Source organism: Variovorax sp. PvP013, assembly GCF_050435945.1.
Taxonomy (GTDB): Bacteria; Pseudomonadota; Gammaproteobacteria; order Burkholderiales; family Burkholderiaceae_C; genus Variovorax.
In genome coordinates, this window is record NZ_JBNDLF010000013.1 from 88,495 (window position 1) to 98,725 (window position 10,231).

A 10,231-nucleotide genomic window follows, 5' to 3' on the forward strand; every position below is an offset into this window, starting at 1 on the left:
CGGACCCCCCCGCGCCGTCGGCGCCGAGCCCGCGCGCGTGGACATGCCCGTGGGCGCCGGTGCGGCCGCCGACGCCGGTCCGGACACGGCCCCGGCGCTCACGCGGCGCGCGGCGCTGCGGCTCTCGCTGGCCGCCGGCGCGGTCGCGGCCGTGCCGCCGGACGCCTTCGCCCAGGCCGATCGCGCGCCGCTGCGCATCGTCGGCCCGTGGGAGATCGCCGGCCTCGCGCCCGCGAGCAGCGGCTTCGTCTTCACGCGCCTGCAGGTCGCCGAGACCCTGATGGACGCGCACGACGACGGCACGCCGCTGCCCGGCCTGGCTGTGCGCTGGCGCGTGTCGGACGATCGCCTGACGTGGCATTTCGAGCTGCGCCCCGGCGCGCGCTTCCACGACGGCACGCCGGTCACGGCCGGGGCCGTCGCGCATGGCCTGCGCGCGGCGCGCACGCCGCCGGCGCTGCTGAGCCTGGCGCCGGTCGCGGCGATCGAGCCCGACGACGGCGCCGGTGCCGTGACGATCCGCCTGTCCGCGCCGTACGCCGGACTGCCCGCATTGCTCGCCCACAGCAGCACGATGGTGCTGGCGCCGTCGAGCTACGCCGCCGACGGCGCCGTGCGCGCCATCGTCGGCAGCGGGCCGTACCGCGCGGTGGCGGTCGAGGCGCCGCAGCGCGTGGAGACGGCGCTGTCGGAGTCCTGGGACGGTCCGCGCCCGGCCGTCGAGCGCGTTGCCTACCTGTGCGCGAGCCGGCCCGAGACGCGCGCCCTGATGGCCGAGGGCGGCCAGGCCGACCTGGCCTACGGGCTCGACCCGGTCAGCCTCGCGCGGCTGCGCCGGCGCGGCGCGTTGCGCATCGCCTCGGTCACCCTGCCGCGCACCGTGATCGTGAAGGTCAATGCCGGCCCGGGGCCGCTCGCCGACGTGCGGGTGCGGCGCGCGCTGAGCCTGGCGATCGACCGCGCCGGCATCGCCAAAGCCCTGCTGCGCGATCCCGAGCTGGCGGCCACGCAGCTCTTCCCGCCGACGCTCGGGCTGTGGCACGACCCGGCGCTGGCGCCGCTCGGCCACGACCCCGCCGCCGCCGCGCGCCTGCTGGCCGAGGCCGGCTGGCGCGCGGCGAGCGACGGCCTGCGCGACCCCGACGGCCGGCCGCTGGGCCTGTCGCTGCGCACCTTCGTCGACCGGCCGGAACTGCCCGTCATCGCGACCGCCCTGCAGGCCCAGTGGCGCGAGGCCGGCATCGCCGTGCGGGTGGTGATCGGCAACTCCGGCGACGTGCCGATCGGCCACCGCGACGGCAGCCTGCGGTTGGCGCTGGCGGCACGCAACTACGCCACCGTGCCCGATCCGACCGGCACGCTGGCGCAGGACTTCGGCCCGCGCGGCGGCGACTGGGGCGCCATGGGCTGGCACGACGACGCCCTGGTGGCGGCGCTGGCCGAACTGCAGCGCGGCACGCCGACGCCCGCGCGCGCGGCCGCGCTGCGCGCGCGGGTGGCCGCGACGCTGCAGGACGGCCTGCCGGTGATCCCGGTCGCCTGGTACCGCCAGCAGGTGGCGGTGGGCGATCGCCTCGACGGCGTGAGCCTCGATCCGCTGGAGCGCTCCTACCGGCTCACGCGCATGAGGTGGCGCGCATGACGGCGACACCGACGACTTCCCCGACACCGACCCCGATGAATCCGACGACCCCGACGACTTCGACGACGACGCGCCGCTCCCCCTGGGCCGGCCTGCTGCTGCGCCGCGCCTTCCAGGTCGTCGCACTGGCGCTGGGGGTGGGCACGCTGTGCTTCTTCATGGCGCGCGCACTGCCCGGCGACATGGCCATGCGCATCGCCGCCGGCCGCTATGGCTACGACATGGTCAGCAACGCGGCGGCGGCGGCCGTGCGCGCCGAGCTCGGGCTCGACCGCCCGGTCGGCCTGGCCCTGCTGCACTGGTGGGGCGACCTCGCGCGGCTGGACCTGGGCGTGTCGCTGGTCACCGGCGAGCCGGTGTGGGCGGAGATCGCGCACGCGCTCGGCGGCACGCTGGCGCTGGCGGCGGCGGCGCTGGCCATCGGCGCGGCGCTGGGATTGCCGCTGGGCCTGTGGTCGGGCCTGCACGCGGGCGGCTGGGTCGACCGCTTCACGCTGGCCGTGGCGGTGGTGCTGCGGGCATTGCCGCCGTTCCTGCTGGCCGTGCTGCTGATGGTGGGCGTGGCGGTGCGCCTGGGCGCGCTGCCGGTGGCCGGCGGCCACGAGGCGGGCAGTCTGGCGCTGCCGGCGCTCACGCTCGGCCTGGGGCTGGCGGCGGGCCTGGCGCGCGTCGTGCGCGGCGCCATGCGCGAGGTGGCGCTGTCGCCGTCGTACGAGTTCGCGCGCACCAAGGGGCTGTCGGACGGGCAGGCGCTGGTGCGCCACGGCCTGCGTCAGGCGGCGGTGCCGGTGGTCACCTACCTGGGCGTGCAGGCGGTGTTCCTGGCCGAGGGCGCGCTGGTGGTCGAGACCCTGTTCGCCTGGCCCGGCATCGGCCACGAGCTGGTGCACGCGGTCTTCGGGCGCGACGTGCCGATGATCCAGGGCGCGGCGCTGTGCATGGGCGTGCTGTTCGTGGTGTTCAACCTGGGCGTCGACGCGGCCTGCCTGGCGCTCGATCCGCGCCGGCGGGCGGGAGGTGCGCGATGAGCGGCGGCGCCTTCGGGATTCCCGCGCTGGCGGCGCTGGCGTCGCGCCGTGCCGCCCGGCGCCGCCGGGCCGGACTGGGCGTGCTGGCGGCGGTGGCGGCGTTCGCGCTGCTCGGCCCGCTGCTGCCGGGCGTCGACCCGGCGCGGCAGGTGCTGGCCGACAGCCTGGCCGCGCCCGGCGCCGCGCACTGGCTGGGCACCGACGTGCTCGGGCGCGACGTGCTCGCGCGCCTGGCGCACGCGGCGCGGCTGTCGCTCGGCCTGGCGCTGGTGGCGGCCGCGACGGCGGCGGTGCCCGGCGTCCTGCTGGGCATCGCCGCGAGCTGGCACGGCGGGCGCCTGGAGCGCGCGCTGGTGATGCTGGCCGACACCGTGCTGGCGCTGCCCGGCCTGCTGCTGGTGCTGCTGTTCTCCGCGCTGGCGCCGGGGCGCGGCGAGGCGCTCTACGTCGGCCTGGCGCTGTCGCTGTGGGTCGAGTACTTCCGCGTCGCCCGCGCCGCCAGCCGGCCGGTGCTGGCCGGCGACGCCGTGCAGGCCTCGCGCCTGCTGGGCTTCGGGCCGGGGTACGTGCTGCGGCGCCACCTGCTGCCGGCGCTGGCGCCGGTGCTGGGCACGCTGCTGGCCTTCAGCGCGGCGCAGGCGGTGCTGGCGCTGGCCGCCCTGGGCTTCGTCGGCGTCGGCCTGCCGCCGCCCACGCCCGAGCTCGGATCGATGATGACCGAGTCCCTGCCGCACTACGAGGAGGCGCCGTGGCTCGTCGGCGCGCCCGTGGCGCTGCTGATGCTGCTGGTGCTGGGGATGATGCTGCTGGCCGGCGACGGGGAGGGCGCATGAGCACCACCGATCCCGTCCTGCTGGGCGTCGACGACCTGACGGTGCGCGTCGGCGCGCGCGCGCTGGTGCAGGGCGTCTCCTTCGCATTGCGCCCCGGCGAGGCGCTGACGCTGCTGGGCGAGAGCGGCGCGGGCAAGTCGCTGCTGGCGCAGGCCGTGATGGGCAACCTGCCGGCCGCCTTGCGCGCCGGCGGCATGGTCACGGTGGCCGGCGCGCGCACCCGGGCCGAGGACGCGCGCGCGCGCCGGCCGCTGTGGGGCCGCACGCTGGCGCTGCTGCCGCAGGAGCCGTCGCTGGCGCTCGACCCGCTCATGCGCGTGCTGCCGCAGCTGGCCGAATCCCACGCGCTGGTGCGCGGCGCCGGCGCGCGCGAGGCGGTCGAGGCGGCCCGGCGCGACCTCGCGGCCGCCGGGCTGGCGGCGTCGGCGCGGCGCCATCCGTGGCAGCTCTCCGGCGGCATGGCGCAGCGCGCCGCCGCCGCCGTGGCATTGGCCGGCGGCGCGCCGGTGCTGCTGGCCGACGAGCCGACCAAGGGCCTCGACGCGCACTCGCGCGACCGCACGGTGGAACTGATGCGCGCGATCCAGCGCGCCGGTGGCTGCGTCGTCGTCATCACGCACGACCTGCGCGTGGCGCGCGCGCTCGGCGGCCGGCTGATCGTGCTGCGCGCGGGCGAGGTGGTGGAGCAGGGCGACACGCACGCCGTGCTGGCGCGGCCGGCCCACGCGTTCACGCGCCGGCTGGTCGAGGCCGATCCGGCGCGCTGGCCGCGCCGCACTGCGCCGGCCGTCGGCGCCCCGGTGCTGAGCGCGCGCGGGCTGGCCAAGGGCTTCGGCGACGCGGGTGCCGGTGCCGGGGGCGGCGGCGCGCTCTTCGACGGGCTCGACCTCGACATCCGGCGCGGCGAGCGCTGGACGGTGCGCGGCGCCAGCGGCAGCGGCAAGAGCACGCTGGGCAACGTGCTGCTCGGCCTGCTGCCGCCCGACCGGGGCACGGTGCGGCGCGCCGACGGGCTGGCGCCGACCGCGCTGCAGAAGCTCTACCAGGACCCGGTCGCCTCGTTCGCGCCCCGCGTCAGCCTGGAATGCGCATTGCGCGACGCGGCGCGGCGCCACGGCCGGCCGTGGCCGTCGGTGGTGGAGCGGCTGCGGCGCCTGGGCGTGCCGGAGGACCTGCTGGCGCGCCGGCCGGCGGCGGTCTCGGGCGGCGAGCTGCAGCGCATCGCCCTGGCGCGCGTGCTGATCGCCCGTCCGGCGCTGCTGTTCGCCGACGAGCCGACCTCGCGGCTCGACCCGGTGACGCAGCAGGAGGCGCTGGCGGTGCTGCTCGACGCGCTGGAGGAGGACGCGGCCGACGGCGGCCCCGGCGGCGCCACGGCGCTGCTGCTGGTCACGCACGACGACGACCTCGCCGACGCGGTGGGCACGCACGTCCTGCGCCTCGGGGCTTCCCCGGGGGTCGAAATGCTTGGCCGGGCGCCGGTCGCCCCCTAGAATCCGCAGCGCTCCGGGGTGCACGCGCGAACAGCGTGCTGAGATGGCGACAGACGACGCCGAACCCGCGAACTTGAACCGGTTAGTACCGGCGGAAGAAGAGCTGCAGTTCCCCTGATCCGGTGGTCCCCCTGTTTTGCGCGGGGCCGCGGGTCCGTCGAGCGATCGCGGAGCACCCCATCCAACCGGACGACGGAGTGCCCCGCCCCATGAACGCCATCGACAAGTTCGCCCCGCTGCTCGCGCTGACCCGCGAGCCCTTTCCCGCCTCCACCAAGTCCGCCATCGTCGGCAGCCGCGCCGACCTGCGCGTGCCCGTGCGCGACGTGGCGCTGACCAACGGCGAGGTCGTCTCGCTCTACGACACCTCCGGCCCCTACACCGACCCGACCGCCGACATCGACGTGCGCCGGGGCCTGCCCGACGTGCGCGGCGCCTGGATCGCCGAGCGCGGCGACACCGAGTCCTACGAGGGCCGGGCGCACCGCGCGCTCGACGACGGCGCCCGCCACGACGGCGACGCCCAGACGCGCCAGGAGCGCGAGCGCATCGAGCGCCTGCGCGGCGACGCCGCCGGCCTGCAGCGCACGCCGCGCCGCGCCCGATCCGGCGCCAATGTCACGCAGATGCACTACGCCCGGCGCGGCATCGTCACGCCCGAGATGGAGTACGTCGCCCTGCGCGAGAACGGCAGGCGCGAATGGATGGCCGAGTACCTCGCCGACGAGGCCCGCGCGAAGCGCGTGAGGGGCGACCCGATGGGCGCCTCGATCCCGCGCATCGTCACGCCCGAGTTCGTGCGCGACGAGGTGGCGCGCGGGCGCGCCATCATCCCGGCCAACATCAACCACCCCGAGGTCGAACCGATGGCCATCGGACGCAACTTCAAGGTCAAGATCAACGCCAACATCGGCAACTCGGCCGTCACCTCGAGCATCGAGGAGGAGGTGGAGAAGCTGGTATGGGCGATCCGCTGGGGCGCCGACAACGTGATGGACCTGTCCACCGGCCGCAACATCCACACCACGCGCGACTGGATCGTGCGCAACGCGCCCGTGCCCATCGGCACGGTGCCGATCTACCAGGCGCTGGAGAAGGTCGGCGGCGTGGCCGAGGACCTGACCTGGGAGATCTACCGCGACACGTTGATCGAGCAGGCCGAGCAGGGCGTCGACTACTTCACCATCCACGCCGGCGTGCGCCTGCCCTTCATCCACCTGACGGCCGACCGCATGACGGGCATCGTCTCGCGCGGCGGCTCGATCATGGCCAAATGGTGCATCGCCCACCACAGGGAGAGCTTCCTGTACGAGCGCTTCGAGGACATCTGCGACATCATGAAGGCCTACGACGTCAGCTTCTCGCTCGGCGACGGCCTGCGCCCGGGCAGCGGCGCCGACGCCAACGACGAGGCCCAGTTCGCCGAGCTGCGCACCCTGGGCGAGCTCACGAAGGTGGCCTGGAAGCACGACGTGCAGACCATGATCGAGGGCCCCGGCCACGTGCCCATGCACATGATCCAGGCCAACATGGACGAGCAGTTGAAGCACTGCCACGAGGCGCCGTTCTACACGCTGGGGCCCCTGACCATCGACATCGCGCCGGGCTACGACCACATCTCCAGCGCCATCGGCGCGGCCATGATCGGCTGGGCCGGCACCGCCATGCTGTGCTACGTCACGCCCAAGGAGCACCTGGGCCTGCCCGACCGCGACGACGTCAAGCAGGGCATCGTCGCGTACAAGATCGCGGCGCACGCCGCCGACGTCGCCAAGGGCCATCCGGGCGCGCGCTCGCGCGACGACGCGTTGAGCAAGGCGCGCTTCGAGTTCCGCTGGCAGGACCAGTTCAACCTCGGCCTCGACCCCGACACCGCGCGCGACTTCCACGACGAGACCCTGCCCAAGGACGCCAGCAAGAGCGCGCACTTCTGCTCCATGTGCGGGCCGAAGTTCTGCTCCATGAAGATCACGCAGGAGGTGCGCGAGTACGCCGCCCAGCGCGGGATCGACGAGGCGGCGGCCGTCTCCGACGGCATGGCCGGCAAGTCCGCCGAGTTCCGCGCCGCCGGCGGCGAGATGTACATCCCGATCCGCAGCGAACGGCCCTGAACGGGGGAGGGGGGCGGGGCGGGGCGTCCGCAGGTCGCTTGCTACGATGGCCGCATGACCCTGTCCACCCCTTCTCCCGACGCCCCCGCCGCCCCGACGCTCCCCTTCGACGCCGTGCTGTTCGACTGCGACGGCGTGCTGGTCGACTCCGAGCCCATCACCAACGGCGTGTTGCGCGACATGCTCGAGGAGGCCGGCTGGACGCTGACCAAGGCCGAGTGCATGCGCATCTTCGTCGGCAAGGCCGTCAAGGACGAGGCCGCGCTGATCGCGTCGCGCACCGGCCGGCCGGTCACGCCCGAGTGGCTGCGCGGCTTCTGGGCCCGGCGCAACGAGGCGCTCGAGCGCGAACTCGTCGAGGTGCCCGGCGCGCCGTCGGCGGTGCGCGCCCTGCACGCGGCGCTGGGGGGACGCATCGCCTGCGCCTCGGGCGCCGACCGCGGCAAGATCGAACTGCAGCTGGCCAAGATCGGCATCCTCGACGCCTTCGAGGGCCGCATCTTCAGCGGCCACGAGACGCCGCGCTCCAAGCCCTTTCCCGACGTCTACCTGGCGGCGGCGGCGGCCCTGGGCGTCGACCCGGCGCGCTGCGCCGTGATCGAGGACACCGTGACCGGCGCCACGGCCGGCGTCGCCGCCGGCGCCACCGTGTTCGGCTACAGCCCGGGCGGCCCGGGCCACAGCGGGGCCGAGGCCTTGCGCGCCGTCGGCGTCGCGCGGATCTTCGCGGACATGGCCGAACTGCCGGCCGTGCTGGCGGCCTGGCGCGGGCCGATGTCGGACTGACGACGTCGGATCTTCCGGGCCGACCGTTTCGGCACCCGGCGATCCATGTGCGGCGCCGTCGTCGCGTCCCGATCTTCCAAGAAGCGGGTTCGCGGAGACCGTCTCCGAGCGGTCTTCGCGCGCGCCGATGCGCGAGACACGGTCACGGTGCCCGGTCGTCGACGCCGCGCGCTACCGTGCGCCGGCGCTCGAAGCGAGGATGGAATTCAAGAACCTGTCCGATGGGGGTCGCGGCCCGTCGGCATTGCTGTCCGGCCCGGGGCGTCTTCCTCCCGCGCGGCCATGGGCCGACCGGCCTTCGCGGGAGCGCGAGACCGCGCCCTCAACCAGGCCGACGCGTCGTCCGCCGCCATCGGCCGCGCATGGAAGTACCCCTGCACCTTGTCGCAGTCCAGCACGGCCAGCAACGCGTCCTGGGCGGCGGTCTCCACGCCTTCGGCGACGGTGGTCATGCCCAGGCTGCGCGCGACCTTGACGACGGCCTCGATCAGCACGCGGTGGTGGGCGCTGGTGACCGACTGGCCGACGAAGGAGCGGTCGATCTTCACGACGTCCACCGGCAGCAGGTGCAGGCTCGCCAGCGAGGAGTAGCCGGTGCCGAAGTCGTCGAGCGCCAGACTCAGGCCCAGGGCCTTGAGGTCGCCCAGGCGCTGGCCGACGATGGCGTCCTGGGCCGCCAGGCTCTCGGTGACCTCCAGCTGCAGCGCGTCGGCGGGCAGGCCGCTCGCGGCCAGCGCGCGCGCCACGGTGCCGACGATCGAGGGCTCCAGGACCTGCGCGCGCGAGAGGTTGACCGACATCGAGCGCGGCGCGAGCGGCCCCAGCGCGCGCCGCCAGTCGGCCAGCCGGTCGCAGGCCTGGCGCAGCACCCACTCGCCCAGCGCCACGATCAGGCCGGTCTCCTCGGCGATGCCGATGAAGCGATCCGGCGGCACGACGCCGTGCAGCGGATGCCGCCAGCGCACCAGCGCCTCCATGCCGGCGATCGCGCCGTCGGCGAGCGCGACGATCGGCTGGTAGACGACGAAGAGCTGCGTCCCGTCGTCCAGCGCGCGGCGCAGGTCGGCCTCCAGGCTGCCGCGCTGCCAGGCCCGGTCCCGCAGCACGGGGGTGAACACGCCGTGGCGGGCGCCGCCTTCGCGCTTGGCCTCGCGCAGGGCCAGGTCGGCGTCCTGCATCACGGCCACGGCGTGCGCGTGCGAGTCGTCGATGCGCACCACGCCGACGCTGGCGCTCGCATGCACGTCGGTACCGCCGACGGCGCAGGGCGCGCCCAGGGCCTCGACAAGCCGCCGGGCCAGCGCCTCGCAGGCGACGAGGTCGGCGATCCGCGATGCGCCTTCGCGGTCGTGGTCGCCGTCGCCCGTGTCGTCCCGGGCGGCATCGGAATCCAGCCGCAGCAGCACGGCGAACTCGTCGCTGCCGAAGCGCGCGACGATGCCGCCGGGCGCCTTGACGGTCTCCGCGCCGCCGGGCGTGGGCGGGGATGTCGGGGTGGACCGCTCGCCGGCGACCGCGCGGATGCGCTCGGCCATGATCCGCAGCACGGCGTCGCCCATGGCCGGTCCCAGCGTGACGTTGATGCGTTCGAAGCGGTCGGCGTCGACGAGCAGCACGGCCCAGCGGGCGCCGGGGTCGTGCGTCCGGCGCTCCAGCGCGGCGTCGACGGCCTCGAGCAACGCCAGGCGGTTGGGCAGGGCGGTCAGGCCGTCGGTGCGGGTGGCGGCGTGCACGCGGGCGGCGAGGCGCTGCTGCTCGCGCTGGACGGCGGCCGTGGCGTCGCTCAGGGTGCCCATGAGCGTCGTGTCGTCCAGCCGCAGCAGCTGCAGCGCCAGCGTGCGCGGCGCGGTGTCGAAGGCCGGGGCGGCGGACGCGGGCATCGTGAGGTGCAGCGCGTCGCAGATCGTCCCGCCGGCCTCGACCGGCTGCCGCGCCAGTTCGCGCAGCTGGGGCGCGAGCGGCGCCAGCACGTCGAACAGGTTGAACAGGTTGCCGTCGGGGACCAGCGGCATGAGCAGCTGCGCCGCCATGGGATTGATCATGGCGATGTCGCCCGCGAGCGAGGTCTGCACCAGGCCGATCGGGGCGCGGTAGAGGAACTGGATCAGTGCTTCGTACGCGGTGGCGGTGGCGGCGGTGTCGGGCATGGCGATGGGAGTGGGCGAGGCGTGCGCGGTGCGCGCGGTCTTCAGCCGCGCGTCGCCCGGCCGTCGCGCAGGCCCGGCGCCCAGCGCTCGACGCGATCGCGCCCGGCGGCCTTGGCCGCGTACATGGCCGCGTCGGCGCGCTGGAGCAGCGCGTCCACCCCCGCCACCCCCGGGGCCATCGTCGCCACGCC

At 75.5% G+C, this 10,231-nt stretch carries 7 protein-coding genes and 1 riboswitch; of the genes, 6 read left to right on the forward strand and 1 reads right to left on the reverse strand.

All coding sequences use genetic code 11. The annotated features are described in order from the left end of the window. Positions 1-43 precede the first annotated feature (43 nt). The 6 genes from ABID77_RS21355 to ABID77_RS21380 all read left to right on the forward strand — a co-directional run bounded on the left by ABID77_RS21355 (position 44) and on the right by ABID77_RS21380 (position 7,893). Positions 44-1,642: an ABC transporter substrate-binding protein gene (locus tag ABID77_RS21355; protein ID WP_429600349.1), complete on the forward strand. Its 1,599-nt coding sequence runs from the start codon at positions 44-46 to the stop codon at positions 1,640-1,642. A gap of 35 nt (positions 1,643-1,677) precedes the next feature. Further along, entirely contained in the window at positions 1,678-2,670 is a 993-nt protein-coding gene (locus ABID77_RS21360; RefSeq protein WP_429600330.1) for an ABC transporter permease, read from the forward strand. Beyond that, complete coding sequence (locus tag ABID77_RS21365) at positions 2,667-3,503, forward strand: ABC transporter permease (protein ID WP_429600332.1); 837 nt, start codon at positions 2,667-2,669, stop codon at positions 3,501-3,503. Before ABID77_RS21360 ends, ABID77_RS21365 begins: the two co-directional genes overlap by 4 nt. Continuing rightward, positions 3,500-4,996, forward strand: a complete 1,497-nt coding sequence (locus ABID77_RS21370) for an ABC transporter ATP-binding protein (protein WP_429600335.1) — start codon at positions 3,500-3,502, stop codon at positions 4,994-4,996. Before ABID77_RS21365 ends, ABID77_RS21370 begins: the two co-directional genes overlap by 4 nt. A 4-nt stretch (positions 4,997-5,000) precedes the next feature. Beyond that, positions 5,001-5,113: riboswitch (TPP riboswitch) on the forward strand. Between the two features lie 92 nt (positions 5,114-5,205). After that, positions 5,206-7,107 (forward strand): phosphomethylpyrimidine synthase ThiC, encoded by a 1,902-nt coding sequence (gene thiC, locus ABID77_RS21375; protein ID WP_429600337.1) that lies wholly within the window; start codon positions 5,206-5,208, stop codon positions 7,105-7,107. 54 nt (positions 7,108-7,161) lie between these two features. Next, on the forward strand, positions 7,162-7,893 hold the full coding sequence (locus ABID77_RS21380; protein ID WP_429600340.1) for an HAD family hydrolase: 732 nt from the start codon (positions 7,162-7,164) through the stop codon (positions 7,891-7,893). Positions 7,894-8,099: 206 nt separating this feature from the next. Here ABID77_RS21380 and ABID77_RS21385 read toward each other — a convergent pair whose 3' ends face one another. Then, complete coding sequence (locus ABID77_RS21385; RefSeq protein ID WP_429600343.1) at positions 8,100-10,040, reverse strand: putative bifunctional diguanylate cyclase/phosphodiesterase; 1,941 nt, start codon at positions 10,038-10,040, stop codon at positions 8,100-8,102. Positions 10,041-10,231 lie beyond the last annotated feature (191 nt).

Bases quoted from the DNA above. Each gene is read 5' to 3' on its own strand.
- ABID77_RS21355 (WP_429600349.1), top strand. From the start codon at position 44: ATGCCCGTGGGCGCCGGTGCGGCCGCCGACGCCGGTCCGGACACGGCC.
- ABID77_RS21360 (WP_429600330.1), top strand. From the start codon at position 1,678: ATGAATCCGACGACCCCGACGACTTCGACGACGACGCGCCGCTCCCCC.
- ABID77_RS21365 (WP_429600332.1), top strand. From the start codon at position 2,667: ATGAGCGGCGGCGCCTTCGGGATTCCCGCGCTGGCGGCGCTGGCGTCG.
- ABID77_RS21370 (WP_429600335.1), top strand. From the start codon at position 3,500: ATGAGCACCACCGATCCCGTCCTGCTGGGCGTCGACGACCTGACGGTG.
- thiC (WP_429600337.1), top strand. From the start codon at position 5,206: ATGAACGCCATCGACAAGTTCGCCCCGCTGCTCGCGCTGACCCGCGAG.
- ABID77_RS21380 (WP_429600340.1), top strand. From the start codon at position 7,162: ATGACCCTGTCCACCCCTTCTCCCGACGCCCCCGCCGCCCCGACGCTC.
- ABID77_RS21385 (WP_429600343.1), bottom strand. From the start codon at position 10,040: ATGCCCGACACCGCCGCCACCGCCACCGCGTACGAAGCACTGATCCAG.